The sequence below is a fragment of the Kitasatospora paranensis genome, from assembly GCF_039544005.1.
In the GTDB taxonomy this organism is placed as follows: Bacteria; Actinomycetota; Actinomycetes; order Streptomycetales; family Streptomycetaceae; genus Kitasatospora; species Kitasatospora paranensis.
The window spans coordinates 4,212,798-4,239,668 of sequence record NZ_BAABKV010000001.1 but is presented as its reverse complement, the minus strand read 5'-3'; the positions used below and the strand labels follow the sequence as shown (position 1 = coordinate 4,239,668).

The 26,871-nt window shown below is 74.2% G+C and carries 28 protein-coding genes and 1 tRNA gene; 18 read left to right on the top strand and 11 right to left on the bottom strand.

The genetic code is table 11. From position 1 onward, the window contains the following. Nucleotides 1-156: 156 nt before the first annotated feature. Nucleotides 157-732: a TerD family protein gene (locus tag ABEB13_RS20405; RefSeq protein ID WP_100889383.1), complete on the bottom strand. Its 576-nt coding sequence runs from the start codon at nt 730-732 to the stop codon at nt 157-159. 250 nt (nt 733-982) lie between these two features. Here ABEB13_RS20405 and ABEB13_RS20400 point away from each other — a divergent pair, with 250 nt between their 5' ends. The 3 genes from ABEB13_RS20400 (at nt 983) to ABEB13_RS20390 (ending at nt 3,147) form a co-directional block, all read left to right on the top strand. Then, entirely contained in the window at nt 983-1,369 is a 387-nt protein-coding gene (locus ABEB13_RS20400; protein WP_345709744.1) for a BlaI/MecI/CopY family transcriptional regulator, read from the top strand. A gap of 3 nt (nt 1,370-1,372) precedes the next feature. Then, nucleotides 1,373-2,302, top strand: coding sequence for a M56 family metallopeptidase (locus ABEB13_RS20395; RefSeq protein ID WP_345706652.1), 930 nt, complete (start codon nt 1,373-1,375; stop codon nt 2,300-2,302). Nucleotides 2,303-2,382: 80 nt separating this feature from the next. Beyond that, complete coding sequence (locus ABEB13_RS20390) at nt 2,383-3,147, top strand: sporulation protein (protein WP_345706651.1); 765 nt, start codon at nt 2,383-2,385, stop codon at nt 3,145-3,147. 118 nt (nt 3,148-3,265) lie between these two features. On the opposite strand, the gene ABEB13_RS20385 is transcribed toward ABEB13_RS20390, so the two are convergent. After that, a complete protein-coding gene (locus tag ABEB13_RS20385; protein WP_100889387.1) occupies nt 3,266-3,676 on the bottom strand; it encodes an organic hydroperoxide resistance protein in 411 nt (136 codons plus the stop codon). Between the two features lie 118 nt (nt 3,677-3,794). Here ABEB13_RS20385 and ABEB13_RS20380 point away from each other — a divergent pair, with 118 nt between their 5' ends. From ABEB13_RS20380 to ABEB13_RS20340, 9 genes are all read left to right on the top strand, one after another. Then, entirely contained in the window at nt 3,795-4,262 is a 468-nt protein-coding gene (locus ABEB13_RS20380) for a MarR family winged helix-turn-helix transcriptional regulator (protein ID WP_345706650.1), read from the top strand. A 120-nt stretch (nt 4,263-4,382) separates the two neighbouring features. Next, nucleotides 4,383-4,841 carry a hypothetical protein gene (locus ABEB13_RS20375; protein WP_345706649.1) on the top strand — a complete coding sequence of 153 codons (459 nt, stop codon included), beginning with the start codon at nt 4,383-4,385 and terminating at the stop codon, nt 4,839-4,841. Nucleotides 4,842-4,966: 125 nt separating this feature from the next. Then, complete coding sequence (locus ABEB13_RS20370; protein WP_345706648.1) at nt 4,967-5,317, top strand: cupin domain-containing protein; 351 nt, start codon at nt 4,967-4,969, stop codon at nt 5,315-5,317. 49 nt (nt 5,318-5,366) lie between these two features. Beyond that, a complete protein-coding gene (locus ABEB13_RS20365; RefSeq protein ID WP_345706647.1) occupies nt 5,367-5,813 on the top strand; it encodes a MerR family transcriptional regulator in 447 nt (148 codons plus the stop codon). A 10-nt stretch (nt 5,814-5,823) separates the two neighbouring features. Next, complete coding sequence (gene trxA, locus ABEB13_RS20360) at nt 5,824-6,153, top strand: thioredoxin (protein ID WP_100889390.1); 330 nt, start codon at nt 5,824-5,826, stop codon at nt 6,151-6,153. An 82-nt stretch (nt 6,154-6,235) separates the two neighbouring features. Next, nucleotides 6,236-7,255: an ABC-2 transporter permease gene (locus tag ABEB13_RS20355; protein WP_345706646.1), complete on the top strand. Its 1,020-nt coding sequence runs from the start codon at nt 6,236-6,238 to the stop codon at nt 7,253-7,255. Nucleotides 7,256-7,312: 57 nt separating this feature from the next. Beyond that, nucleotides 7,313-7,735: a MarR family winged helix-turn-helix transcriptional regulator gene (locus ABEB13_RS20350; protein ID WP_345706645.1), complete on the top strand. Its 423-nt coding sequence runs from the start codon at nt 7,313-7,315 to the stop codon at nt 7,733-7,735. Nucleotides 7,736-7,819: 84 nt separating this feature from the next. Continuing rightward, nucleotides 7,820-8,245, top strand: coding sequence for a PPOX class F420-dependent oxidoreductase (locus ABEB13_RS20345; protein ID WP_345706644.1), 426 nt, complete (start codon nt 7,820-7,822; stop codon nt 8,243-8,245). Between the two features lie 32 nt (nt 8,246-8,277). Next, the gene (locus ABEB13_RS20340; protein WP_345706643.1) at nt 8,278-8,808 is read left to right on the top strand and encodes a GNAT family N-acetyltransferase; all 531 of its coding nucleotides are present in this window, start codon (nt 8,278-8,280) and stop codon (nt 8,806-8,808) included. Nucleotides 8,809-8,821: 13 nt separating this feature from the next. On the opposite strand, the gene ABEB13_RS20335 is transcribed toward ABEB13_RS20340, so the two are convergent. Next, nucleotides 8,822-9,595: an aquaporin gene (locus ABEB13_RS20335; RefSeq protein ID WP_345706642.1), complete on the bottom strand. Its 774-nt coding sequence runs from the start codon at nt 9,593-9,595 to the stop codon at nt 8,822-8,824. Between the two features lie 170 nt (nt 9,596-9,765). On the opposite strand from ABEB13_RS20335, the gene ABEB13_RS20330 reads away from it, so the two are divergent. After that, nucleotides 9,766-10,530, top strand: coding sequence for a MerR family transcriptional regulator (locus tag ABEB13_RS20330; protein WP_345706641.1), 765 nt, complete (start codon nt 9,766-9,768; stop codon nt 10,528-10,530). A 416-nt stretch (nt 10,531-10,946) separates the two neighbouring features. On the opposite strand, the gene ABEB13_RS20325 is transcribed toward ABEB13_RS20330, so the two are convergent. Next, nucleotides 10,947-12,425 (bottom strand): aminopeptidase P family protein, encoded by a 1,479-nt coding sequence (locus tag ABEB13_RS20325; protein WP_345709743.1) that lies wholly within the window; start codon nt 12,423-12,425, stop codon nt 10,947-10,949. Between the two features lie 181 nt (nt 12,426-12,606). Then, nucleotides 12,607-14,070 (bottom strand): PP2C family protein-serine/threonine phosphatase, encoded by a 1,464-nt coding sequence (locus ABEB13_RS20320; protein WP_345706640.1) that lies wholly within the window; start codon nt 14,068-14,070, stop codon nt 12,607-12,609. Between the two features lie 468 nt (nt 14,071-14,538). On the opposite strand from ABEB13_RS20320, the gene ABEB13_RS20315 reads away from it, so the two are divergent. Continuing rightward, on the top strand, nt 14,539-15,189 hold the full coding sequence (locus tag ABEB13_RS20315; RefSeq protein WP_345706639.1) for a bifunctional DNA primase/polymerase: 651 nt from the start codon (nt 14,539-14,541) through the stop codon (nt 15,187-15,189). Between the two features lie 193 nt (nt 15,190-15,382). Here ABEB13_RS20315 and ABEB13_RS20310 read toward each other — a convergent pair whose 3' ends face one another. The 4 genes from ABEB13_RS20310 to ABEB13_RS20295 form a co-directional block, all read right to left on the bottom strand. Continuing rightward, nucleotides 15,383-16,363 carry a DUF5926 family protein gene (locus ABEB13_RS20310; protein WP_100889398.1) on the bottom strand — a complete coding sequence of 327 codons (981 nt, stop codon included), beginning with the start codon at nt 16,361-16,363 and terminating at the stop codon, nt 15,383-15,385. Nucleotides 16,364-16,520: 157 nt separating this feature from the next. After that, a complete protein-coding gene (locus ABEB13_RS20305; protein ID WP_417466430.1) occupies nt 16,521-17,207 on the bottom strand; it encodes an ATP-binding protein in 687 nt (228 codons plus the stop codon). Nucleotides 17,208-17,368: 161 nt separating this feature from the next. Beyond that, nucleotides 17,369-18,178, bottom strand: coding sequence for a glycerophosphodiester phosphodiesterase family protein (locus ABEB13_RS20300; RefSeq protein WP_345709742.1), 810 nt, complete (start codon nt 18,176-18,178; stop codon nt 17,369-17,371). Nucleotides 18,179-18,266: 88 nt separating this feature from the next. Then, on the bottom strand, nt 18,267-19,574 hold the full coding sequence (locus ABEB13_RS20295; protein ID WP_345706637.1) for a purine-cytosine permease family protein: 1,308 nt from the start codon (nt 19,572-19,574) through the stop codon (nt 18,267-18,269). Nucleotides 19,575-20,031: 457 nt separating this feature from the next. Between ABEB13_RS20295 and ABEB13_RS20290 the strand changes: the two genes are divergently transcribed. Beyond that, on the top strand, nt 20,032-21,711 hold the full coding sequence (locus tag ABEB13_RS20290) for a S1C family serine protease (RefSeq protein ID WP_345706636.1): 1,680 nt from the start codon (nt 20,032-20,034) through the stop codon (nt 21,709-21,711). A 72-nt stretch (nt 21,712-21,783) separates the two neighbouring features. Then, nucleotides 21,784-21,871 (top strand) — tRNA-Ser (locus tag ABEB13_RS20285). Between the two features lie 391 nt (nt 21,872-22,262). Here ABEB13_RS20285 and ABEB13_RS20280 read toward each other — a convergent pair. Further along, nucleotides 22,263-22,664 carry a peptidoglycan-binding domain-containing protein gene (locus ABEB13_RS20280; protein WP_345706635.1) on the bottom strand — a complete coding sequence of 134 codons (402 nt, stop codon included), beginning with the start codon at nt 22,662-22,664 and terminating at the stop codon, nt 22,263-22,265. 440 nt (nt 22,665-23,104) lie between these two features. Between ABEB13_RS20280 and ABEB13_RS20275 the strand changes: the two genes are divergently transcribed. Beyond that, nucleotides 23,105-23,716: an antibiotic biosynthesis monooxygenase gene (locus tag ABEB13_RS20275; protein WP_345706634.1), complete on the top strand. Its 612-nt coding sequence runs from the start codon at nt 23,105-23,107 to the stop codon at nt 23,714-23,716. A gap of 231 nt (nt 23,717-23,947) precedes the next feature. Next, a complete protein-coding gene (locus ABEB13_RS20270; protein ID WP_345709741.1) occupies nt 23,948-25,279 on the top strand; it encodes an FAD-binding oxidoreductase in 1,332 nt (443 codons plus the stop codon). A 447-nt stretch (nt 25,280-25,726) separates the two neighbouring features. Here the strand turns inward: ABEB13_RS20270 and ABEB13_RS20265 are convergent, their stop codons facing one another. After that, nucleotides 25,727-26,812: an EamA family transporter gene (locus ABEB13_RS20265; protein WP_345706633.1), complete on the bottom strand. Its 1,086-nt coding sequence runs from the start codon at nt 26,810-26,812 to the stop codon at nt 25,727-25,729. Nucleotides 26,813-26,871: the final 59 nt, after the last annotated feature.

The following is a 26,871-nucleotide window of genomic DNA, read 5'->3' as shown; positions in this document are numbered from 1 at the left end:
GCCCGCACCCCGGCACCGGCTGCCGTCCTGGGAGGGCGCCGTCCCCGACGACCCGGTCGACGAGGGCCCGGGGTACCGGCCGGTGCACCGCGTCCGCCACGACCGGCTCGGCCTCGGAGCCCGTCGGACGGGCTCCGAGGCCGAGCCGGCCGGTTGTCAGACGTTGACGCCGTAGTCCAGGGCGATGCCGCGCAGACCGGAGGCGTAACCCTGGCCGATGGCACGGAACTTCCAGTCGGCGCCGTACCGGTAGAGCTCGCCGAAGACCATCGCGGTCTCGGTCGAGGCGTCCTCGGTCAGGTCGTAGCGGGCGACCTCGGCGCCGGTGGCCTGGTCGACGACGCGGATGAAGGCGTTGCGGACCTGGCCGAAGTTCTGCAGCCGGTTCTCGGCGTCGTAGATGGAGACCGGGAAGACGATCTTGGAGACCGTCTCCGGGACGGTCACCAGGCTGACCTTGATCTGCTCGTCGTCGCCGTCGCCGCCACCGGTGAGGTTGTCGCCGCTGTGCTCGACGGAGCCGTCGGGGCTGGTCAGGTTGTTGTAGAAGACGAAGTGCTGGTCGGTGAGCACCCGGCCGGCCTCGCTGCACAGCAGGGCGCTGGCGTCGAGGTCGAAGTCGGCGCCCGTGGTGGCCCGGACGTCCCACCCGAGGCCGATGATGACCGAGGTGAGGCCCGGGGCCTCCTTGCTCAGCGAGACGTTTCCGCCCTTGGCCAGCGAGACTCCCATGACTGCCCCTCCCGGAGTTCCCGACCGGGCGGCGCCCGGTCGTTCCTGATCACTGTGCCGCACGAATCTACAGCAGTGTAGAGACTATGCGCCCTTATCCGGCGGGGCGGGCCCGGCGGCGCGACCGGCCGCGCGCGGGCGCTCAGTAGGATGGCCGGCAGGGGCACGACGAACCGGAAGGGGCCGCCATGGCGCACCAGGGGCAGCCCCCTGCCGGGGGTTCCGGGCCCGCCGCCGCGGCCAGGGCGAGCTGGAGGCCCAGGTGCTCGCCGTGCTGCGGCAGGCGCCCGAGCCGGCCACCGCCGGCTGGGTCCAGGAGCGGCTGGAGGGCGGGCTGGCGTACACCACGGTGGTCACCATCCTCTCCCGGCTGCACACCAAGAACGCCGTCTCGCGCACCCGTTCCGGCCGCTCGTACGTCTGGCGTGCGGCGTCCGACGCGGCGGGGCTGGCCGCGCTGCGGATGCGCCGGGTGCTCGACGGCGAGGCCGACCGGGACGCCGTCCTCGCGAGCTTCGTCTCCGCCCTGCTGCCGCACGACGAGGAGTTGCTGCGGGCCCTGCTCGACGGCGCCCCGGAGGACCAGGCCCGGTCCGGCGCGGCCGGCACCGGTGGCCCGGACGGTCGCGAGGGCTGAGCGATGGGGGTCTTCGTCTTCCTGCCGCTCATCCTGCCGCTGACCGCGCTGCCGATCGCCCGGCTCGCCGAACAGCACCTGCACCCTCGGGCGGCCGCCCGCCTGCTGACGGGCTTCAGCGCGGCCATGGCGGTCTGCAGCGCGCTCTGCCTCGGGCTGCTCGGCGTCGTCGGCACCGCGCAGATCCCCGGCAACCCGCTGCCGGACGGCTGGTCCGACCCGGAGGTCCGGCGCATGGTGCCGTTCCACGTCGAGGTCGGCAGCGCCGCCATCGCCGTGCTGCTGGTCGTGGTGGTGGCCGTCGTCCGCACCCTGGCCGTCCGGCTGCGGGTGGTGTCCCGGGCCCGCCGGGCCGTCCGGCACCTGCCGCCGGGCTCCGACCCCGCGGTGCTGCCCGACGACACCCCGTACGCGTACGCGCTGCCCGGTTCGCCGGGCCGGATCGTGGTCTCCACCGGCATGCTGGTGCACCTGGCGGAGGGCGAGCGGGACGCCCTGCTCGCCCACGAGCGGGCTCATCTGGCGCACCGTCACCACCGCTACCTGCTCGCGACCCGGCTGGCCGCCTGCGTCAATCCGTTCCTGCGCCCGGTGCACCGGGCGGTCGCCTACAGCACCGAGCGCTGGGCCGACGAGGAGGCCGCCGGGGCGGTCGGCGACCGCCGGGTGACCGCCCGCGCGGTGGCCAGGGCCGCCCTGGTGGCCCATCACGCGGCGCCGGGGCTGGCCGCGTTCGCCGCGCCGGGCCCGGTGCCGCGCCGGGTGGCGGCCCTGCTCGGCCCGGTACCGCCGGGCCGGGCCTGGCCGCCCGCGCACAGCCCGGCCGGGCTGGCGGCGATGGTGGCGGCGGCCGGCACCGCGGCCTCGGCGCTCTCCGCCCTGAACGCCGCCGTGGCACTGCTGCTGGTGCTGAAGGCGGTCACCCCGCTGTAGCGGGCCGCCGGCCGGTGGCAAAGCGCAGGCAAAGTACGATCGGTGCGCTCGTGACCCCGACTCTGTGAGGAGTGCCCCGGATGGTGTTCAAGCGGCTTCTCGGCGCCCTGGGCGTCGGCGGACCCACCGTCGACACGGTGCTGTCCACGCCGACCGTGTACCCCGGCGGCACGGTGCACGGCCAGGTCGACCTGGTCGGCGGCGACCGCGACGCGGAGATCAACGGCATCACGCTCTGCCTGGCGGCGCGCGTCGAGGTCGAGTACGAGGACAGCGAGGGCCACACCACCAAGGAGTTCGCCCGGGTGCAGGTCTGCGGCCCGCTGCGGCTGGCGGCCGGCGAGCGGCGCGCCGTGCCGTTCGCCTTCCCGGTGCCGTGGGAGACGCCGGTGACGGCGATCGGGGGCCACCACCTCGCGGGCATGGCGCTCGGGGTCCGCACCGACGTGGACATCGCGGGTCAGCTGGACCGCGGGGACACCGACCCGCTCGCGGTGCAGCCGCTGCCGGTGCAGCAGCGGGTGCTGGAGGCGCTGTCGGCGCTCGGCTTCCACTTCCACCGGGCCGACCTGGAGGCGGGCCGGATCCACGGCACGGGCCAGACGCTGCCGTTCTACCAGGAGATCGAGTACAAGGCGGCGCCGCAGTTCGCCCGGCGCTGCAACGAGATCGAGCTGTCCTTCGTCACCGACCCGCACCGGGTCGAGGTGGTGCTGGAGTTCGACAAGCGCGGCATGTTCCACAGCGGCGACTCGGTGCGCACCTTCGTGCTGGACCACGCGGCCGGGCAGCAGGACCTCACCGGCACGGTGGACGGCTGGATCCGCGGCGTGCTGGGCCACTGACCCGCCCCGTCCCGCCGCGCCCTCTTCGGGCGGCCCGGTGGGCGTGAACGCGTGAACGGCGGCGGGCCGCCGGGGCTGCACCACTGCCCCGGCGGCCCGCCGCCGACCCCTCAGCCCGTCACTCGACGACGAGCTCGACCGGGATGTTGCCGCGGGTGGCCTTGGAGTACGGGCACACCTCGTGGGCCTGCTTGACGAGCAGCTGACCGGGCTCGCCGGCCAGCGCCTCGGGCACCTCGACGCGCAGCACCACGGAGAGGCCGAAGCCGGTCTCGTCCTTGCCGATGTTGACCTCGGCCGTCACGGACACCTCGCTGGTGTCGACCTTGGCCTGCCGGCCGACCAGGCCGAGCGCGCTGGCGAAGCAGGCCGCGTAGCCGGCGGCGAAGAGCTGCTCGGGGTTGGTGCCCTGGCCGTTGCCGCCGAGCGCGGGCGGCATGGCCAGCGCCAGGTCGATCTGCCCGTCCGAGCTCACGGCGCGGCCCTCGCGGCCGTTGGCGGTGGCGACTGCGGTGTAGAGCGCGTCCATCAAGCAAGTCCCTTCTCGCTGCGGCGGCCCCTGTCCCGGGCTGCCCGATGTCCATAAGTAGAGCACACGATTCAATTGTGCACAACTGAAATGCGCGCGGCCGGGCTATCCTGGAGGCATGACCACGACCCCACCGGTGCCGGACGAGGAGCTGCTCCGCCTCGACCGCATGATCTGCTTCTCGCTGCACGCCGCCTCGCGGTCGTTCGACGCGGTCTACCGGGTCGCCCTCAAGGAGCTCGGCCTCACCTACCCCCAGTACCTGGTCATGCTCGTCCTGTGGGAGCACGGCGACCTCCCCGTCAAGCGGATCGGCAGCCACCTGCGCCTGGACTCCGGGACGCTGTCGCCGCTGCTGAAGCGACTGGAGGCGGCCGGGCACGTCCGCCGTGAGCGCAGCGCCGAGGACGAGCGGTCCGTCGTCGTCCGGCTCACCGGCTCCGGTACGGCGCTGCGGGAGCGGGCACTGGAGGTGCCGCGCCGGATCCTGGCGGCCACCGGGGTGGAGCCGGGTGAGATCGCCGAGCTGCGCCGGATGCTCGACCGGGTCACCGTCGCACTGGACGCCGCCGCCCAGGTGGTCTGACCGGTCCGGCCGGGTCGGGCCGCACCGGCCGGCGGTCGCGCGCCCGCCCGGCGTGGCGGGGTGCGGGGGTGCTCCCGGGTCTGCTCGGCTGGGGCACCCGCTGCCCCGGAGGAGACGCCGATGAGGATCCTGCCCGTCGCCCTGGCCCTGGTCGCCGCCCTGGCCTGCCCGGCCGCCCGCTCGGCCGCCGCTCCGGTCGCGGCGCCTGCCCCGCCCGTCCTGCCCGGCCCGGCCGCGGCACCGGGTGTCGGCGTCGTGGCGGACTTCCTCGCCGCCTACCGGGACGCGGTGCTGGGTCTCGGGACCGGCCACACCCCGTCCGAGGTGCGGGCCGACCGGCTCACGCCGCAGCTCAACGCCCGGCTGGACGCCTGGGCGGACGAGCACCGGGCCGATCCGGTGTTCCGGGTGGCCGGCGCCGTACCGGACGGCTGGACGCTGCGCGGCGAGGGCGCGGCCGGCGGGCTGGCGTTCGTCGTGGTCACCGAGGAGTTCCCGGCCGGGCGGCCGGCCGTGCGGGTCCGCTGCGTCGTCCGGGCGGCGGACCGGGCCGTCGTCGACCTTGAGGACGCGCTGTAGCAGTCGGATAACCTGACGGACCAACAGATGCGTCGACCGCCGGGGGAACGGTGACCGTCAGGCATTCCCGCACCGGGCCGGCCGGGGCCGGCGAACGGCCGCCGCCGTCCGCGACCGTTCCCGGCGTGGCGGAGACGGTGCTCGCCGCGGGCACCGCGGAGGGCGGGTTCGCCCTGTGCGGCCGCGGCCGCACGGACGTCACCGTCCAGGAGGTGATTCTCGACCCGGGCGCCGCCACCGGCTGGCACTACCACCGCGGCCCACTGGTCGTGGTGGTCCGCTCCGGCATCCTCACCCGTGTCCTGACCGACGGTTCGCGGCACACCGCGCCCGCCGGCACCGCCTTCGTCGAACCGCCCGGCCGGTGCCGCGTCCACCTCGGGCGCAACCTCGGCCCCGAGCCGGTGGTGCTGCTGGTCACCTACCTGCTGCCCGCGGGCAGCCCGCTCGCGCAGCCCGTCCCGGGCGGCGACTGAGCGAACGGCTCTGGCGTTGACGTCGGCGGCAAGGTCTACCGTCGACGGCATGCGGATCGGCGAACTGGCCCGGCGAGCGGGCACCACCACGCGCACCCTGCGGTACTACGAGTCGCGCGGGCTGCTGCCCGCCCGGCGGGGCGGCAACGGCTACCGCGAGTACGACGAGGAGGACCTGCGGCTGCTGCGGCAGATCCGCACGCTCCAGGACTTCGGTTTCGGGCTGGAGGAGACCCGGCCCTTCGTGGAGTGCCTGCAGGCCGGCCACCCGGCCGGCGACGCCTGCCCGGCCTCCCTGGACGTCTACCGGGCCAAGCTCGCCGAGCTCGACGCCGTGCTGGAGCGGCTGCACGCCGTCCGCGACGAGGTCGCCGGCCAGCTGGCCCGGGCCGAACTGGAGGCCGGGGCCGACCGCCCGGGCGGCCCGGAGCCGCGCTGCGAGCTGGCCCCGCACCCGGAGCCGACCGCCCTCCGTCCACCGACCCACGACAGTTAGGGAGTACGCCATGGTCATCACCGGGATCGACGAGGTCACCGACGCGACGTTCGCCGCCGAGGTGCTCGGTGCCGACGGGCCCGTCCTGGTCGACTTCACCGCCGACTGGTGCCCGCCCTGCCGGATGCTCGCGCCGGTCCTCACCGAGGTGGCCCGCGAGGAGGCCGGCCGGCTGCGCATCGTCCAGCTGAACGTCGACACCAACCCCGAGACCCAGGCCGCGTACGGGGTGCTGTCGATGCCGACCCTGGTGGTCTTCCGCGGCGGCGAGCCGGTGAAGACCATGGTCGGCGCCCGGGCCAAGGCCAAGCTGCTGCGCGAGCTCGCCGACGTGCTCTGAAGCCCGCCGACGCGCTCCGGCCCCATGGGTTGTAAAGTGCAACTGAAAAGATTGCATTTACCAACCATTTGGAGGGTTCGCGATGCCCCGCCAGGCCCTGCGGCACGTCCTCGGCCACCTGCTCACCCCGCTGCTCATGTGCCTCGGGATGGGCATCGCCTACCAGGCCGCCTTCCACGCCCCGCACCCCCACCACCTGGAGGTCGCCGTCGTCGGCACCTCGCCGCAGGCCCACGCCCTCGCCGGCCGCCTGCAGAGCGAGGCCGGCGACGCCCTCCGGGTGTCCACCGCGCCCACCGCCGACGACGCCCGGGCCCGCCTCATGGACCGCGCCCTGGTCGGCGCCTACGTCCCCGATGCCCGGGCGCCGCAGCTGCTCGTCGCCGCCGCCGACTCCGACACCTCCGCCACCGCCGCCGAGCAGGTCTTCACCAAGGTCGCCGCCGCCCAGGGCCACCCGCTGGACGTCCGCAACATCACCCCGCTCGCCTCCGGCGACCCCACCGGCCAGGGCCTGTTCTTCCTGATGGTCGCGCTCAGCATCGGCTCCTACGCCAGTGTCGCGGTGATCGGCGGCGCGGGCGCCGTCCTCGCCCTCCGGTGGCGCGCCCTGCTCGCCCTGGGCGTCTCCGTCGCGGTGAGTGCCATCGGCACCGTGCTCGCCGGGCCGGTCTTCCACATCGCCGACCACTCGCTGGCCGCGCTCTGGGCGATGTCCTGGCTGTACTCGGCCGCGATCGTCGCGATCGGTACCGCGCTGCACACCGTCCTCGGCCGCTGGACCACGCTGACCTTGATGGTGCTGTTCGTGATGCTCAACTTCACCTCCTCCGGCGGGATCTTCCGCCCGGAGCTCCAGAACGGCTTCTTCGGTGGCCTGCACGCCTTCTGGAACGGCGCCGGCTTCGTCGAGGGCGCCCGCAGCCTGCTCTACTTCGACGCCCGGGCCGGCTTCGGCGGCCACCTCGCCACCCTGCTGGTCTGGCTCGCGGCCGGTGCCGCCGCCCTGCTCGCCGCCGCCGCGGCGGAGCGCCGCCGGGCCCGCCCGGCGCTCGCCGGACCCGACGCCGAGGAGGAGATGGCGGAGGCGGTCGGCGTCTGACCGGCCAGGACGCCTACCGTGGACGCCGACACCTCCCGCACCGAAGAAGGAGCACGCATGCCCGACCGCGACGCCGCACTGGAGACCATCCAGCGCGAGCTCACCGCGTTCGCCCGCCGGGCCCGCCACAAGGCCGCGCAGATGCACCCCGACCTCTCGCTGGTCACCTACAGCATGCTCGACCTCGTGAAGGAGCGGGGCGGCTGCCGGGCCGCCGACCTCGCCGCGTACTTCATGCTCGACAAGTCCACGGTCAGCCGGCAGGTGACCGCGCTGGAACGCCTCGGCCTGCTCACCCGCGAGGCCGACCCGGACGACCAGCGCGGCCAGCTGCTGCGCCCCAGCGACGCCGGCCTGCGGGTGCTCGCCGAGGCCGCCGAGCAGCGCCGCCTGGCCTTCACCGCCCGCTTCGACGACTGGCCGGACGAGGACGTCGCCCGGTTCGCGGGCTACCTCGCCCGGTACGGCGCCGCGGACTGAGCCGGGCCGCCGACCGGGCGAGCCGGCCCGGATCCGGCGCGGCGCACCGTACGGCCCGCGCCGGGCCCGGCCAGGATGGGTGCCATGACCCGGATGACCGAACCCGAGTGGCGGGCCTTCCTCGCCCACGGCACCCGCACCGCCAAGCTCGCCACCACCCGCTCCGACGGCCGTCCGCACGTGGCGCCCGTCTGGTTCCTGCTGGACGGCGACGACCTCGTCCTCAACACCAACCGCGCCACCGTCAAGGGCCGCACGCTGGCCCGCGACCCGCGGGTGATGGTCTGCGTCGACGACGAGCGGCCGCCGTTCGCGTTCGTCCTCGTCCAGGGCCGCGCCACCCTCTCCGACGACCTGGCCGAGGTCCGCACCTGGGCCGCCCGGATCGCCGCCCGCTACATGGGCGAGGAGCGGGCCGAGGAGTACGGCGCCCGCAACGGCGTCCCCGGCGAACTGCTCGTCCGGGTGCGGATCGAGAAGGTCACCGCGCAGGGCGGCATCGCGGACTGAAGCGCCGCGCGGCCGCTCGGTACGCTGATCCGATGAGCGAACCGGGCGAACCCCACTGTGTCCTGACCGGCCGCCTCGACCTGCGCGCCGTCACCCAGCAGGACCTCGCCGAGCTGTACCGGATCAACTCCGACCCCCGCACCTGGGCCCACCTCCCCGAGGGCCGGCACGCCCACCCCGTCACCACCCGCGAGTGGATAGCCCGCGCCGCCGCCCGCTGGGAGGAGGACGGCCTCAGCTACTGGACGGCCCGGCTGCGCACCACCGGCGAGGTCATCGGCATCGGCGGCCCGCAGCGCCAGCCGCCCGGCTTCTGGAACCTCTACTACCGCCTCGACCCCGCCCACTGGGGCCGCGGCTACGCCACCGAGCTGTCCCTGGCCGCCCGCGCCGCGGCCGCGCAGCACAGTCCCGACCTCCCGTTCGTCGCCTGGATCCACGCCCACAACACCGCCTCCCGGCGGGTCGCCGAACGCCTCGGCCTGCGCGACTGGGGCCTGCGCCCGGAGCCGTGGCACGGCGAACTCATGCACGCGTACGCCGAACACGACCCGGCCGGCTGACCCGACGGCCCGCTCAGCGGCCCGGCAGCTCCCGCGCGGCGGCCGGCTCCGTCCTGCCCGTCCGGCCCTTCCTGGCGTCGGCGTCGTCCGCGCCGTCCGCGCCGTCGGCCGCCGCGCGGCCGAACAGCAGCGGGACGAGCGCCAGCCCCACCGCCGCGCCCGCGCACTGCGCCAGCACGAACGCCGGCACCGACCCGGGCGCGATCCCGGTGAACCCGTCACTCAGTGAACGCCCCACCGTCAGAGCCGGGTTGGCGAAACTCCCGGACGAGGTGCCCCAGCAGGCCGCGCCGATCCAACCGGCCACCGCCACCGGGGCGAACCGCTCCCGGCCGGCCCGCGCCAGACCGAGGACGAGCAGTACCAGCACCCCCGTCGCCACCGCCTCGCCCAGCCACAGGTGACCCGCCGCGCGCGGCCGCCCGGACAGCTCCAGCGCGGGGCGCCCGTACATGGCGTTCGCCAGCACCGCCCCGGCCACCGCCCCGGCCAGCTGCGCCAGCGCGTAGCAGGCCGCCTCCCGGCCTCCCGGCCCGCCGGTGCGCCGTCCGGCCCACCACGCGCCCGCCGTCACCAGCGGGTTGAGGTGCGCCCCCGAGACCGGCGCCAGCAGGGCGATCAGCACGCCCAGTGCCAGCGCCGAGGCGAGCACGTTGGCCAGCAGCCGGACGGCGTCGTCCCCGCTCAGCGCACTCGCCGAGAAGCCGGAGCCGATCAGCACGGCGGCCAGCACGGCCGTCCCGACGGCCTCCGCGGCCAGCCTCCCCGCCAGGGGTTTCGTCGTCATGCCGCCATCCTGGCCACGGCCCGCGGCGGCGACAATTGTCCGGTGTGCCCAAGCGTCCGGCCCCGCGACCGCCCCGGCTCGGCGACTCGCACGGAGCGCGCCCGGGGCGCGCTTGACCCTCACGCACCGTGAGGCTGCAGGCTGGACGCAACGAGGAGGGAGGTCGGCCGATGGGCGGCTACTCGGTGGGCCAGGTCGCCAAGGCGGCCGGAGTGACGGTCCGCACCCTGCACCACTACGACCGGATCGGCCTGCTGTCGCCGAGCGGACGCACCCCGGCCGGCTACCGCCGGTACGAGGACGCGGACCTCGACCGGCTGCAGCAGGTCCTGTTCTACCGGGAGCTGGGCTTCCCCCTGGAGGAGATCGCGGCCATCCTGGACGACCGGTCCGTCTCGCCCGCGGAGCACCTGCGCCGTCAGCGCAGCCTCATCGGCGACCGGATCCGGCATCTCCAGGGCCTCGCCGCGGCAGTCGAACGAGCCATGGAGGCACAGAAGATGGGCATGCAGCTGACACCCGAGGAGAAGTTCGAGGTGTTCGGGAAGGACTACCAGGAGAGCTGGGAGGGCGAGGCGGAGCAGCGCTGGGGCGGGACCGAGGCCTGGGCGCAGTCCCAGCGCCGCACCGGCGGCTACTCCAAGGCCGACTGGCAGCGCATCAAGGCGGACATGGACGGGCTCGACTCCCGTCTGGGCGAGGCCTTCACGGCCGGCGTCCGGCCGGACTCGGAGCAGGCCGCCGCGCTCGCCGAGGAGCACCGCCGGCACATCACCGACAACTTCTACGAGTGCCACTACGCGATCCACCGCGGCCTCGCCGCGATGTACGTCGCCGATCCGCGCTTCACCGCCACCTACGACCGGATCGCACCCGGCCTCGCCCAGTGGCTGCACGACGCCATCGTGGCCAACGCCGACCGCGCGGAGGGCTGACCCCGGCGGGCGGGTGAGCGGCGGGGCTGCTTGCGGGGCCTGGATTGTCAGTGCCCGGCCCTAATCTGAGGGTGTGTCCGAGGCCGGTGACGGCCGCAGGGCGGTGCGGGCGAAAAAGCAGTGGGAGTCCCCGCGTCCGTCCGGGAGGATGCTGTGTCGTCACGACGAGCGCTCGGGGGAGCGGCCCGGTCCGGCAGAGCCGACCGGTAGGACTCGTCGTATCCGTCCACCGTCGCATCCACGCCCTGTGGGGGGTCATGCCGTGAACACGTCCGATATCACCACATTTGAGAAGATCACTGCCCCGATCCGGCTGTCCGGCTGGGGCCGCCGCGGCTGAGTCGCCGCGCAACTCGGCGCTCAGGCCGACGCCGTGCGGGCGCCCGGGATCGTCCCGGGCGCCCGCAGTGGCGGCGTCAGCCCGTGAGCCCCGCCATCCAGGACTCGACCTCGTCGGAGCGGCGCGGCAGCCCGGCCGAGAGGTTCTCGTTGCCGTCGGCGGTGACCAGGATGTCGTCCTCGATCCGGACACCGATGCCGCGGTACTCCTCCGGCACGGTCAGGTCGTCCAGCTGGAAGTACAGACCCGGCTCGACGGTGAGCACCATGCCGGGCTCCAGCACGGCGTCCACGTAGTTCTCCCGGCGGGCGTGCGCGCAGTCGTGCACGTCGAGGCCGAGCATGTGGCCGGTGCCGTGCAGCGTCCAGCGGCGCTGGAGGCCGAGCTCCAGCACCTTCTCGACGTCGTACACCGAGGCGTCCAGCAGGCCCCAGGCCAGCAGCCGCTCGGCGAGCACGCGCTGCGCGGCGTCGTGGAAGTCGCGGAACAGGCCGCCCGGTCGCACCGCCGCGATGCCCGCCTCCTGGGCGTCGTACACCGCGTCGTAGATCTTGCGCTGGAGCGCGTTGAACCGGCCGTCGATGGGCAGGGTGCGGGTGACGTCGGCGGTGTAGAGGGTGGTGGTCTCCACACCGGCGTCGAGCAGCAGCAGCTCGCCCGGGCGCACGTCGCCGTCGTTGCGGACCCAGTGCAGGGTGGTGGCGTGCGGGCCGGCGGCGCAGATCGAGCCGTAGCCGACGTCGTTGCCCTCGACGCGGGCGCGGCGCCAGAAGGTGCCCTCGATCCAGCGCTCGGAGGTGGCGACGGCCTGGCCGAGCTCGCGGACGACGTCGGTGAAGCCGTTCACGGTCGCGGTGCAGGCGGCGCGGAGCTCGCCCACCTCCCACGCGTCCTTGACCAGGCGCAGCCCGCTGAGGAAGACCTTCAGCTCGTCGTCGTGCTCCTCGTCGAGGACGCCGCTGAGTGCCTCCTCCAGGGCGGCGTCGTAGCCGCGGACGATCCGGGTGGGCACCGCGGTGGCGGCGGCCAGCTCCTCGGCGGCCTTGCGGACGTCGCGGGCCGGCAGCCCGAGCAGCGCCTGCGCCTCCTCCAGGCTGTGCCGGCGGCCGACCCACAGCTCGCCGTTGCCGTCGAGCCAGAACTCGCCGTTCTCGCGGTCGGAGCGGGGCAGCAGGTAGAGGGTGAAGTCGTGGCCGGTGCCGTTCGGCTCGGCGACGAGCACCGCGTCCTCGGTCTGGTCACCGGTGAGGTGGACGTACTCGCTCGCGGCGCGGAACGGGTAGTCGGTGTCGTTGGCGCGCACCCGCAGGTGGCCGGCCGGCACGACCAGCCGCTCGCCGGGGAAGCGGGCGGAGAGCTTCGCGCGTCGCTCGGCCGCGTACGGGGCCTGGGCGACCGGCTGGAGGCCGCGCAGTTCGGTGTCGGCCCAGCCGGTCTTCATGGAGGCCGCGAGCTCGTCGGAGACCTCTCCGTACAGGCCGTTCTTGCGGCCCTTGATCGGCTGGTCGTCCTGCTCGGCGGCCAGTCCCTCGGGGTTGGCGGACACCGCCGGCATGCGGTCCTCGGTCACGTACGTCGCCTCCTTGCGCGTGTGTGCCGCCCGGGACACCTCGGATCGCGAGGTCGTGGGGCGGCCGTGGCTCCCATGGTACGAGCGAGCGCCGGGCGAGTGTCGGGCACCCGTTCGGATCCGTTCGGACCCGGACGGGCCGGGCGGCCCGGGGCGGCCGCCGCGGTCACTCGAAGCGCACGGCCAGCAGCACCACGTCGTCCGTGCCGGTGCCCTCGGCGGGGACGCCGACCGCCTCCAGCAGGTGGGCGCAGAGCCGGTCCGGGTCGAGCCGGACGTCGCGCGGGGCGTCGGCGGCGGCGCGGCGCAGCGCCCCCTGGCCGGCGTGCAGGGTCGGGCCGCAGTGCCGCGCCAGGCCCTCGGTGTAGAGCAGCAGCAGGTCGCCGCGCCCGGCGGTGAGCTCCACGCCGGGCGCCTCCCAGCAGCTGAGCACGCCGAGCGGGGCGGAGAGCGAGGTCTCGACGAACTCCGCGCCGGTGCGGCCGAGCAGGATCGGCGGGCAGTGGCCGGCCCCGGCCAGGGCGATCCGCCGCTCGGCCGGCTGGATCCAGGCGTACGCGGCGGTGGCGGTGCGGGCCGGCTCGGTGGTCTTGAGCAGCAGTTCGAGGTCGCCGAGGACGGAGACCGGGTCCTCGCCCTCCAGGACGGCGTAGGCGCGCAGGGCGGCCCGCACCCGGGCCATCGCGGCGGCCGCACCGGGCGCGGAGGCGGGGCCGGTGCCCGGGCCGTCCCCGAAGACGCTGCCGACGGTGACGGCGAGGGCGCCGTCGGGCAGCTCGATCGCGTCGTACCAGTCGCTCGCGGACGCGTTCTCGAGCCGGGCCGGGAGGATGCGGGCGGCCAGCCTGGCGCCGGGTGCGGTCGGCAGGCGGTCCGGCAGCAGGCTGCGGCGCAGTGCCTCGGCGGCCCGCCCGGAGCGGTCCCGGGCCAGGTGGCCGGCCAGCAGGGGAGCGGCGAAGTCGCAGTAGCGGGAGACGAGCCGCACCGTCCGGGCGGAGGGTTCCGCGGGCTCGTCCCAGAACCACGCGGCGGCGCCCAGCGGGCCGTCCTCGGGCGTGCCGAGCGGCAGCGCGAAGCAGGCGCCCAGCCCGAGCTGGCCCGCGACCTCGCGGAACCGGGGGCCGACCGCCGGGTCCTGGGCGAGATCGCCGACCAGCAGCCGGCCGGGGTCGCCGCCGGGCCGGCCGAGCAGCCCGGCGAACGGACCGTGCTCGACCGGTACGGTCTCCAGCGCGCCGATCCCGGAACGGTCGAGACCCAGGCCGACCGGCCGGCCGGCGCCGCGCGCGGTGACGGCGATCAGCCCGCGGCCGGCACCGAGCAGGGCCGCACCGGACTCGAGGACGGCGGTGAGCACGTCGTCGAGTCCGCGGGCGCGGGCGAGGCGCTCGGTGTGTCCGTGCAGGCAGGTGAGGTCGGACAGCCAGCCGGCCAGCCGGTCCTGCAGGGCGTCCGGGCCCCCGTCGTCGTCGAACAGGTCGAGCAGCTGCGCGGGGATGCCGGCCGGCAGGAGCCCGGTCGGCGCCGGCCCGACCAGTGCCGCTGCACCGGTCGCCGCCGCCCCGGGCAGCGCGGCACCGGACAGGGCGGCACCGGAGAGGGCCAGTCCCCGCGGCTGGGCGTCGGTCATGTCGCAACTCCCCACATACTGGTACATGTCACGCAGGAACCCCGAAGCGGGACGAGGGCGACCGCTACCTCACTAGTCGGCAGCAATCCGTCCCGAGTACACACGCCGATCGGGGTACGTCCGGAACGACGGGTCGGTGGTCGCCGCCGTGGCGGCCCGCTCGGGGGCGCGGCGGGCGGAGCGCGGGCGGCCGCGGACCGCCGACCACCGCCGTTGCTGACGCCGGGTCAACCGGACGTCCGGATCGTATGCTTCCGGCGCCCGGCGGCTCCCCGGCGGGCGGCCCACTCACTCGTACGGTGGAACCGGCGGCTCCCAGGGCGCGTCCATCCGGCCGTATGAGGGATTCTCGTTCCAGGGCCGATCTTCCGGGAGCATCCCGGCGCCCCTCCCTCGTCTCACGCCGGCCGCGCCCTGCCGCCGTCCGGTGGTTCTGAGCCCAGCGGTCGCCGAGAGGAACGAGCAGCCATGCGTCGGATGCAGTTGCGGTGGCCCGGCAGCCGCCGTCGGGAGCAGAGCGCCTTGCTGCTGGCCGCGTTGGAGGCGGTGGACCACGGCTGGCCCGTGCTGCCCGGGGCGCGGGCCGTGCGGGGGCTGTTCGGGCCGTGCTCGTGCGGCGAGCCGCGCTGTCCGCTGGCCGGCGCCCACCCGCACGATCCGCCGCTGGCCGGGGCGACGACCGACGCCCGGATGGTGCAGTGGTGGTGGGAGCACCGGGCGCCCGGTGCTCCGGTCATCGCGGCCACCGGCCGGACATTCTGCGCCGTCAGTCTCCCTGCGGCGTCCGGGGCCCGGGTGCTGACGTACTTCGCCGAGACGGGCGTGGCCGTGGGTCCCGTCCTGGCGACGCCGTCCCGGTACGCGCTGCTGGTGGCCCCGTTCACCCTGGAGGACCTCGGTGCGCTGCTGGCCGAGCGGCCCTGGGTGCCGGGCGCGCTGCGCTACCACGGTCCGGGCGGGTACGTGCTGCTGCCGCCGTCCCAGACCGGTGCGGGCGGGGTGCACTGGGTGTCGGCGCCGGGTGACGGCGAGGTGTGGCTGCCCCAGGTCGGCCCGCTGCTGGAGGGGTTGATCGCGGCGAGCGTCGCGGAGTCGGACGGCAGTCCGCTCTCGTACTGATCCGCTCGGCGGGGCCGGGCCGGCCCGGCCTGTCCGGGCATGGAAAATCCGGTCGCTGGCGACGGGGGATGCACCAGCGACCGGACTGTTTAAACAGTAACAAAGATCCGTCGGCCCGCCAATTTGTCCGGCCATGGCGCGACCTGGCTTTTTCGTCCCACGGCCGGAAATGTGATGCGAGTCACATTTCCCGTCAGTTCAGGGTGATCTGACGGTTCACCAGGTTCGCGCGGGCCCGGCGCTCCTCGGCGCCGAGGGGCGCGTTCTCCTCCAGCGCGCCGGCGAGCCGCTCGGCGAACTCCGCCGCGGGCTTCTCGCAGTCGGCCGCGGAGAACTCCTTGGGGAGGTCCCACACCGGCACCGTCAGGCCGTGCGCCCGGAAGGAGCCGACCAGCTTGGTGCCCTCGCCCAGCGAGGTGTGCCCGGCCGCCGAGAGCCGCGCGAGCGCGTCCAGCAGCTTCTCCTCCGGCACCGTCATCACCCAGCGCAGGTGGTTCTTGTCCGGGGTGCCGCACCAGTACGCGGCGTCGACGGAGGTGACCTTCTCGGTCGGGATCGCCGAGGCGTTGGCCCGCTCCAGGGAGGCGGCGACCTCGCCGGACGCGCTCTCGGCGTCCTCCAGCCAGAACTCGAAGCCGGTGTGCACCTCGGGGACGAACGCCGCCCGGGTGTCCAGCAGCTCCTGCAGGCGGCGGCCGCCGGGGACGGTGCGACGGGACGGCACGGGGCTGCCCGGCTCGGTGGCGAGGGCCAGCTCCAGCGCGTCCGCGAGGTCCCGGCTCAGGTCGCCGGAGGAGGACTGGGTCTGCAGGCCCAGCAGGATCGAGCCGTCCGGGCGGCGCAGCGCCGGCCAGGCCAGCGGCAGCACGGTGGCCAGGGTCACCGACGGCACCTCGCCGACGGCGCTCTCCGCCACCCCGGCGGCCAGCGTCAGCGGGACGGTCGCGGCGGGCACCAGCTCGCGCAGCGCGACCCAGTCCGCCTCGCCGGGCAGACCCTCGAACGGACGGTGCACCAGCTCCTGGACGGCGTGCGCGGCCTCCCGGCCGTGGCAGGCCTTGTAACGGCGGCCGGAGCCGCACGGGCACTTCTCGCGGGCGCCGACGACCGGGACGTCGCCGGTGGCGGCGGTCGGGCTGGGCTGCGACGAGGACTTGGCGGCCTTCTTGGCCATGGTGCGGCTCCCGGGTACGGCGACAGTGCACCGGCAGCCTACTGAGGTTCGCCGGGTGCGCGGCGCAACGCCCGGGCGGCGGGCCGTGCCGCGGACCCGCCCGGCCGGGGCATCACGCCCGGCGGCGCCGGGTGCCGGACGGCTGACGGGAGGTCGGCTACCCGGTGGGCCCGCCCGTCAGGTCGTCTGCCTTGTCCGTCCGCAGCGCCACCGCGGCCCAGACCGTGACCTCGCCGGGCGCGTCCCGGACGCCCCAGGCGCAGGACAGCTTGCCGACGATGCTCAGCCCGCGGCCGCCGCGCGCCGTCAGCGAGGGGGCGGCCGGCATCGGCCGGGTGACCGCGCCGCCGTCGGTGACGGCGAGCGTGAGCGGGCCGTCCTCGCTCGTCCACCAGCGCACCAGGATGCCGCCCGGTTCCGGTTCGCCCGGCCCGCCGTACTGGTCGTGACGGGTGCCGCGGGCGGCCGCGCCGTTGCCGCGGGCGCCGTTGTATCCGCCGCCGCCATCCGTGTCGCCGTCCAGCTCGGTGAGCTTTCCCAACGGGCGGGCGTATCGACAGGAATTGCTGAGCAGTTCGGAAAGGATCAACACCGCGTCGTCCACGACCGCATCCGGTATCCCGCGGTCGCCGAGTTCACGTCGCATGCGGCGCCGGGCGGTTCCGACGCTGGCCGGACCGTGCGGCACTGCCATGGACGACGTAGTCGGCCCGATCTTGTCGGGCACAGCACGCGCCACCATCAACGCCACCCCCGGGACCTCCTTCAGCGTCTGCCGAGGGATGGATGCCCCCTGGGAATGCGTCGGAAACGACCGGCCCGCGATCGTGCGCGGACATTTCATGACGCCGCAACTCACGGTATTCACCGGGCGATTAGCCGCTTACGGTCCGTTGTGAAAGTGACGGGAATTGAGCGTTTTCTGAGCTTCCGGGCGCGCTTTGCACCCCGTTCCGCGCGCCCGCGCACCCCGATCCGCGGCCCGGCCGACCGCCCGCTCCCCGCTCAGCGGCCGAGCTGCGCCAGCACCTCCCGCGGGCGGTTGGTGATGAGCGCCTCCACCCCGAGCCCCAGGCAGAGTTCGACGTCCGCGGGCTCGTCGACCGTCCACACGTGCACCCGGTGCCCGGCCCGGCGCAACGCCGTCACCAGTCCCGGGTCGCGCCGTACCAGCTCGATGCCCGGCCCGGCGATGCCCGCACCGCCGGGCAGCGAGCGCGTCCGGCCCAGCACCGGCAGCCGGCGCTCCAGCAGGTAGACGGTCGGCAGCGCGGGTGCGGCCCGCCGGATGCGGTGCAGCGACAGCTCAGAGAAGCTCATCACCCGTACGGAGGACTCCTCGGGCGTCCGCGGCAGCAGCCCGTAGTGGTCCAGCATCCGCAGCAGCTCCGCCTCCGTCCGGCCGGCGTACCGGGTCGGGTGCTTGGTCTCGATCGCGAGTCCGACCGGCCGCCCGGCGTCGGCGACCAGCTCCAACAGCCCGGCCAGGGTCAGGATCCCGCTCGGCCGCGGCGCCTCGGGGGACTTCCACGACCCGAAGTCCAGCGCCGACAGCTCGGCGAGGGTCATCGCGGACACCGCACCGCGGCCGTCCGAGGTCCGCCGCACCGTCCGGTCGTGCACACAGACCAGCCGGCCGTCGGCGGTCAGCCGGACGTCGCACTCCAGGGCGTCCGCGCCCTCGTCGATCGCCAGCCGGTACGCCTCCAGGGTGTGCTCCGGCAGCGCCGCCGAGGAACCCCGGTGGGCGACGACCTGCACGGCGGTGCGGCCCGGCGCCGGGTCGGCCGGCGCCGACGAGGCGGCCCGGCCCAGATGCTGAGTGTCCACCCGGCCACCCTACGAGCCGCCGGATGTCCGGGCCGCCTCGGCACGGGGAACCCCGGGTGAACAGCTCGCCCGGTCAGTCCTGCGCGCCGCCGCGCACCCGGGCGGTGAACGGGGTCAGCGCCCAGGTCGCCAGCGCCGGCACCAGGAAGCCGAACAGCGAGGCCGACGTCCAGGACTGCGGCGTGAAGCCCACTGCGGACTGCAGGTCCGTCCACATCCCCGTCCACCAGCCGCCGATCGCCGACGGGTTGAGGAACTGGTAGACCGCGAAGCCGAGCGCCCACGGCAACAGCATCAGCGGACGCGACGGCGCGCCCTGCGACAAGTCCCAGCCGCGGCGCCCGGCCCCCAGGAAGTAGTCGACGGCCAGCACCGCGAACAGCGGCACGAACACCGAGCCGATCAGGCCCAGGAAGGCGTAGTAGGAGTCGGTGAACTGCTGGATCCGCAGCGCCAGCACCGTCACCAGCACGCCGATCCCGCCGGTCAGCACCCGACGGTCCACCCGCGGCAGCAGGTTGTGCACCGACATGGCGGTCGAGTACACGTTGGCGAAGGACTGGTCCGTCTCCCGCAGGACGAGCACCAGCAGGAACAGCCAGCCCGCCGCCACCCCGGTGAACGAGGCGAACACCTTGTCCGGGTCGCCGCCCGACTGGAGCAGCGCGATCAGGCCCAGCACGTAGCACCACACCTGGGCCACCGTGTAGCCGGAGAACGTGCCCCAGAAGGCGGCGCCGGAGCTGCGCGCGTGCCGGGTGTAGTCCGCGGCCAGCGGGACGAACGAGATCGACACCGCGATGATCGCGTCCGTCGCGGTCAGGAAGCCGTGCCAGTTGCCCGCCCCCGGGTCGGGGAAGCCCTGCCGGCCCAGCTGGACGGTGAAGTACACCATCGCCACACCCACCGCGACGGCCACGTAGCGGCGCAGCACCGCGATCGAGCCCAGCGGCCAGATGGTCAGCACGGTGGTCAGCACGCCCGCCGCCACCACGAACAGCCAGCGCCAGCCCTCGGTGCCCGCCACCTGCTGCGCACCCCAGGCGATCACGGTGAGCTCGTACACGCCCCAGCCGATGCACTGCAGGATGTTCAGCACCGTCGGCAGGTAGGACAGCCGGGTGCCGAACAGGCCGCGCAGCACGGCCATCGCCGGCGCGCCCGTCCGGGCGCCGATCAGCGCGGCGACGCCCAGCATCGCCGTCCCGATCACGGTGCCGACCAGGATCGCCGTCACGGCGGCCGTGAAGGACAGTTCCGAGCCCTTGGCGCCCAGCACCGTCGCCGCACTGGTGAAGCCGATCAGGCTGACCCCGAGGTTCGCCCAGAGCGCGAACAGCGCCCGGCCGTCGAGGGTGCGCGGAGGTGCGGTGTCCAGCACCAGGGGGCCTCGCGGTGCGCGTCGGCACCCGGCTCGGAAAAACGGGCAGGCGAAACAGCCGTCATGGCCGATACTCCCTACGCCGGCATTACCCGGACAGGTTCAGGCGGTCTGCGCCCCTCGCCCTGCCCCGGTCGGTGCCGGGGCGTACGGTCGATCAGCGCACTCTCAGCCTGGAAGGTCCAAGCTCCCGCGTGTTCAGATGGGAGCAAAGGCTAACGGGCGCGCCGGTCGGAGCCAAGGCCGGTCCGGTACCGGTCCGTATGGCGGACCACCGCCCTCCGGCCGGACGGGGCCGTCGGTGTACCGACCGGTGCGCCGCGAGGAACGCCCGTGACCTGGCTCTGTCAGGGACGCCTAAGGATTCTTAGACGTTCTTCAGGGGGCCGCTTACGGCATCCGAACCGGCTGTACGAAAAACTATGCGCCAAGGTCCTGTCAGCTATGGAGGTCGTCCGTGAGCACCGAGCACGCGAGTGGGTCCACCGGGCCGCAGGAGGGCCAGCCCTCCGGCGAGCCCCAGGCGGTGGCACCGGCTCCTGAGGCGGCGCCGACCGACGTCCGGCCGGTCGTCGAGGCCGCGCCGACGCTCGCCCTCACCAAGCTGAGCGAGCCCGCTCCGCCGGCCGGGGCCCCGGCCCCCGCCGCACCGTCCTACCTGGACGCGCCGCCGCCCACCTACATCGACGCACCGCCGCCGGTCCTGCCGGCCCCGGCCGAACCGCAGCCGGCCAACCCCTACGCGGCGCCGGCCGCCCCCGCCGCCTCCCCGTACGCCGCACAGGCCCCCGCGGCCGACCCGTACGGCACCCCGGCGGCCGCCACCGACCCGTACGGGACCCCGGCCGCGCCGCCCCCGGCCCAGCCCCCGGGCAACGAGGTGCACCACCCGTTCGGCGCCGGCCAGCCGCTCGGCGGCTGGGGCCACCCGACCGGCCCCGTGCCCGGTGCGGGCGGCCCGGGCGAGCCCGGTGACCCGGGGTACCCGTACGCGTCCTCCGGCGGCCCCGGCCCGAAGCGCAAGCGCGGCGGGATGATCGCGCTGATCACCGCCGTCGCCCTGGTCGCCGGCGTGGCCGGCGGGGCGATCGGCGTCGCCGTGGCCGACCGCGACAGCGGCTCCGCGGGTGCCACGCACTCCAGCACCACCGTCAGCGTGAGCGACAGCCGCAAGGTCACCGACCGGGCGCCGGACTCGGTGGCCGGCATCGCCGCCAAGGCCCTGCCCAGCACCGTCACCATCAAGGCCTCCGGCTCGCAGGAGTCCGGCACCGGCACCGGGTTCGTCTTCGACACCCAGGGCCACATCCTCACCAACAACCACGTGGTCGCCCCGGCGGCCAACGGCGGCAAGCTCACCGTCAAGTTCTCCGACGGCTCGTCCTACAGCGCCTCGGTGGTCGGCCGCGCCCAGGGGTACGACGTCGCCGTCATCAAGCTGGACAACCCGCCGAAGGACAAGCTCAACCCGCTGCCGCTCGGCGACTCCGACAAGGTCGCGGTCGGCGACGCCACCATCGCGATCGGTGCCCCGTACGGCCTGGAGGGCACCGTCACCACGGGCATCATCAGCGCCAAGGACCGCCCCGTCGCCTCCGGTGACGAGACCGGCGCCCAGGCCTCCTACATGAACGCCCTGCAGACCGACGCCTCGATCAACCCGGGCAACTCCGGCGGCCCGCTGCTCAACGCCTCCGGTGCGGTCATCGGCATCAACTCGGCGATCCAGTCCAACACCAGCGGATCCGGCCGGGCCGGCTCGATCGGCCTCGGCTTCGCCATCCCGATCAACCAGGCCAAGTGGGTCGCCGAGACGCTGATCACCAGCGGCCAGCCGGTCTACGCCATCCTCGGCGTCCTGCGCAACGACGACTACACGGGTGACGGCGCCCAGATCCAGACCGCCGCCGTCCAGGGCACCCCGGCCGTCACCCCGGGCGGGCCCGCCGACCAGGCCGGCCTCAAGGCCGGCGACGTCATCACCAAGCTCGGCGGCATCCCGATCGACAGCGGCCCGACCCTGGTCTCCGAGATCTGGACGCACAAGCCCGGCGAGAAGGTCGCCGTCGAGTACACCCGCGACGGCAAGGCCGCCAAGACCACCGTCACCCTCGGCGAGCGCAAGGGCGACAACTGACCCCGGCGGCCGCCCCCGCCCGGAAACGGAGTGCACCGAACCGGCTCCGACCCGTTAGGCTGACCCCCGCCAGGAGGGTTGCCCGAGCGGCCTAAGGGAACAGTCTTGAAAACTGTCGTGAGGTGACCCCTCACCGTGGGTTCAAATCCCACACCCTCCGCAGGTGAGGCGAAAGCCCGGCTCAGGGCGGGTACCGACTTCGGTCGGTACCCGCCCTGAGTGCTTTGTGTGTCACGGTGCCCACCCGCATGTCGCCCCTGACCAGTGCGTCGGTGCCGGTCCTGACCTGACCCGCGGGTGATTCCGGGCCGCCGAGTGCCTCATGTCAGGGCAGGCTCGATCTTTTCGTCGGCCCGCCGAACCACCTCGGTCGGGTCAACCCGATCGCAGTCCGTCCACCGACCACGAGGGCTCACAGCGGTCTTCGCCGAACTTCACGGCCGCCACGCAGAACACCCGGCCGGGAAAGCCCGGCCGGGTGCATGCATCGAATTATTCCTACCCGATCGGTCGAGTGGTGCAGCCCGACAGAGACCGTCCCGGTGATCGGTTCAGTTGGTGGTGCGCACGAACGAGTAGCAGTAGCCGGCGTAGTAGGGGTCCCCGTTGGAAAGGAGCGAACTTCCCGTCTGGGGGCCGACGACGCCGTCCGCCTGCAGACCGTGCTGCTGCTGGAATCCGACCAGCGCATTTTTGGTGGCCGGGCCGAACTGGCCGTCCTCAGTCAGCGCCGCCCCCTCGCATAGTTCAGGGCATGCTGGACACACCACACACCGCTCCCGCTGGTGGAGTACCCGTAACCGATGTACGACGCGGATGTGGATGCCTCCGCGCTGGCCAGGCCGCCACCCACTGCCATCAGAGTCGCACCACCCAGGACTGCCAGGCGAGCGAGCTTCCGCTTGAACATGAACCCCCCATTCGACGATCCGGCAATTCCGAAAATCGAACATGCAATGGGGGTGAGCATTCCTGCATCCCCCGCTGCCCTTCGGCATCCTTCCACAGTCGACTCGGCCTCGCACGGGAAATTAAAAATAGTTGAGGGGCAAACTGGTCAATGCTCAACAAGGAAGACCTATTGGGTCCGGTGGGCAGATCGGACCAAAGCGCACAAATTCTTTCTCTTTGAAGCATTGCATACGAAATGCGCTGTTTCAGTGGTCCGCTCCCATTGATCCGAGCGGGCCTTGCGCCACAGTGCCGCGCACGCTTCGGCAGCGCAGCGAAGCCCACTCCCGGCTGCGCTGCTTCTGGCGGACCCCGGCCGGATCCCCCGGACGGACCGTCCTGCCTTGCCCGGTGGGTGGGGCGGGCCTCGGATGGTGGTGGCACACGCCCGGCGCCGGGCGATCGCCGATGGTCGCGGCGCCGGCGAGGGACAGGAGCAGCGATGTACGTCCGCACCGTCTACGCGACCGGTGACCCCGCTCTGATCGACGCGGCTCTCGACGCCACCCGGGAGGCCGCTCCCCGGATGCTGGCGACCCAGGCCGGCTACCGGGGCTACGGGCTGTTCGCCGACCGTGAGCTCGGCAAGATCGTCATGGGCAGCTGGTGGGACACCCAGGAGGACCAGCGGGCCAGCGACGATCATCTGCGGGAGCAGCGGGGCGCGTTGCTGTCCCCGTTCGCCGGGACGGTCACCACCGACGTCTGGGAGGCGCCGGTGTTCACCCCGCCCACGCACGCCGGCCCCGGGGCCGGCTTCCGGATGGTGCAACTGTCCGTCGCGCACGAGGGCGAGCAGCAGCTGGTCGACGCGTTCCGGGAGACCGTGCTGACCCGGCTCCGGGACTTGCCGGGATTCGAGTCCGCCAGTCTGCTGCTGGACCGCCCGGCCGGGCGCTGTGCGGTGGGCGTGCTGTTCTCGGACCGCGCCGCGCTGGTGGCCTCCCGCGGTCCGCAGGCCGCGGTCCGCAGTGCGGGGGTCGGGGCGGCGGGTGTGTCGCTGCGGAGCCTGGAGGAGTTCGAGGTCGTGCTGCTGGACCGCCCCGGCACCTGACACCGTCACCCGCCGCGCCCCGTCGTGCGGGCGCCGTCGCGTCCTCGGTGCCGCGAGGCCCCCGGCCGATCCATCGGTCCTGTCGCAGCGTTCTTGCCGCGCCCCGCCCCCGGCGGCAGAGTTCGGAACGGACAGGACGCGGTCGGTGCCCGTACGACGGGGCCGGGCGCGGCCAGGCATGTGGAGGCGGAGGCTGCCGTGGGTGATCTGGTCGAGCGGTTGGTACAGGGCATGCCGAAGGAGGCCGTTGCCGTCGATCCGGACGTGGTCGCGGCCTACGCGCACGACATGGCCGGGTTCTGCGAGGCGGGCGTCGCCGCGGTGGTGGTCTTCCCGGAGACGGTGGAGCAGGTGCAGCACGTGCTGCGGACGGCGACCGAGTTGCGCGTACCGGTGGTGCCGCAGGGCGCCCGGACGGGCCTGTCCGGTGGCGCGAACGCCGTCGACGGCTGCATCGTCCTGTCGATGGTGAAGATGAACCGGATCCTGGAGGTCGATCCGGTGAACCGGATCGCCGTCGTCCAGCCCGGCGTGGTGAACGCCGAGCTGTCGCGGGCGGCCGCCGGGCACGGCCTGGCCTACCCGCCCGATCCGTCGAGCTGGGAGTCCTGCACCATCGGCGGCAACATCGGGACGGGTGCCGGCGGGTTGTGCTGCGTGAAGTACGGCGTGACCAGCGAGTACGTGCTCGGTCTGGACGTGGTGCTGGCCGACGGGCGGCTGCTGAGCACGGGCCGGCGGACGGCCAAGGGCGTCGCCGGGTACGACCTGACCCGGCTGCTGGTCGGCTCGGAGGGCACCCTGGCCGTGGTGGTGGAGGCGGTGGTCGCGTTGCGGCCGGCGCCCGCGCCGCAGCTGGCACTGGCGGCGGAGTTCCCCAGTACCGCGTCGGCGAGTGAGGCGGTCTGTGCGGTGATGGCCTCCGGCCACGTGCCGTCGCTGATGGAGCTGATGGACACGACGACCGTCCGCGCGGTCAACGCGATGGCCCGGATGGGGTTGCCGGAGGAGACCCGGGCGCTGCTGCTGGTGGCGTTCGACGGCCCGGCCAAGGAGGCGGAGCTGGCGGCGGTGGCCGAGCTCTGCCGGGCGGCCGGGGCGAGCGAGGTGGTGCCGGCCGAGGACGAGGCGGAGTCCGATCTGCTGCTCCAGGCCCGCCGGCTGTCGCTCCCGGCGATGGAGCGCCTCGGCACCACGATGATCGACGACGTGGCGGTGCCCCGCTCGCGGCTCGGCGCGATGCTCGACGGCGTCGAGGAGATCGCCGCACGGCAGCGGCTCACCATCGGGGTCGTCAGCCATGCCGGGGACGGCAACACCCACCCGGTGGTGATCTTCGACGCGGCGGATCCGGACGAGGTGGCCCGGGCCAAGGAGTCCTTCGACGAGATCATGGAACTGGGGCTCTCGCTCGGCGGCACCGTCACCGGCGAGCACGGGATCGGTCTGCTCAAGCGGGAGTGGCTGGCCCGGGAGCTCGGCCCGGTGGCGCTCGGCCTCCAGCGGCAGATCAAGGCGGTCTTCGATCCGCTGGGGATCCTGAACCCGGGCAAGGCGCTCTGACGGGTGCTCGGATCGCGGGGCGCGCGTCCGGTGTCGCGCGCCCCCGGTGGTGACGTTGCGCCGCCGCTGCGGGCATCCACCGCGATCGGTGCCGGGCCGCATCGGACCAGGTAGCGGGGGTTCGGTGGCCGGTGCCGGGGTGGTCGGCGGATCATGCGCGGTCGGTCCGCGGATCACGCCAATGGGCGAAACGGCGGTGCCGATCTGTGCCTTTGTCGATTTGTTGCGCCACTCTTCTCTCGGGGCCGCAACCGGCCCACCGCGGGCGGGGGCGCCACGCGGACACCACGGCAGATCCAGCAGACGGACCAGGAGGAGCGGGGCGGGCGAAGGGGTACCGGGAAGGGCAACCGAGCAGGAAGGGCAGCGGGGCGGTGCATGGCTGCGGCGGGCGGTGCCGGACGGCACCGCCCGCCGGCCGTGGCGGGGGAGAGGGGAGTGCGGGGCTCAGCGCCGCGCTGTCAGGGTGGCCCCGACGCTCGCCGCCACCACGCACCCGATGCCCGCCACCTGCACGGCGCCGAGCAGCTGACCGAACACCAGCAGGCCCACCAGCGCACTGATCGCCGGGTCCAGGCTGACCAGCACGCTGAACACCCGCTGCGGCATCCTGCGCAGCGCGGTCATCTCCAGGGCGTACGGGATCACCGGGAAGAGCAGGGCGACTCCGGCGACCGCGAGCAGCACCAGGGCGGGGGAGCCGGACGCGGCGAGGCCCTGCCAGGCCTGGACGGCGCCGAACGGGGCGAGCGCCAGGGCCGCGATGGTGAACGAGACGGCCAAACCCTCGAAGCCGCGGAAGGCCGCGCCCACCCGGTCGGTGAACAGGATGTACCCGGCGTAGCAGGCGGCGGCGCCGAAGGCGTAGGCCAGTCCGACCGGGTCCAGGCCCCCGCCGGCGCCCCCGCCGAGCAGGGTCAGCAGGGCGACGCCGCCGCCCGCGAGCAGCGCCCACACCAGGTGGGCGGCCCGGCGGGCCAGCGCGAGGGCGACCGCCAGCGGGCCCAGGAACTCGATGGTCGACGCGGTGCCCATCGGCAGCCGGTCGGTGGCGCCGGCGAACAACAGCGTCATCCCGGCCGAGGCGAGGCCCAGCAGGACAGCCGAGAGCAGGTCCCGGCGGCTGCGGCCGCGCAGCCGCGGCCGGGTGGCGGCGAGCAGCACCGCCGCGGCCACCGTCAGCCGCAGGAAGGTCGCCCCGCCGACGCCGAGCACGCCGAACAGCGGCTTGGAGAGGGCGATGCCGAGCTGGACGGTGACCATCGCCCCGACACAGAGCAGCGGCGCCGGAATCGCTCCGAGACGCCGCTGCGACGAGGTGGCCCGGACGGGGCCGCCGGTCGGCGGGTCGGCGGGTGTCCGGTGCCGGTCGGCCCCGGGCGGCGCGGTGGTCGTCGCCGTGCCGCGTCGTCGCCAGCCACCGCGCTCGCCGGCAGGCTCGCCCTTGGGGGAGGGCGGCATGGCAAGGGCGTCGGCGAAGGACTCGCCGGTGACAGCCGTGAACGACGGCTCGCAGGAGTTGGCGACGGACATGGGAGCGAGTCTGACGTAAGGACTCTTCGCGGTGCAAGCTCGTTACCACTCTGTGGACG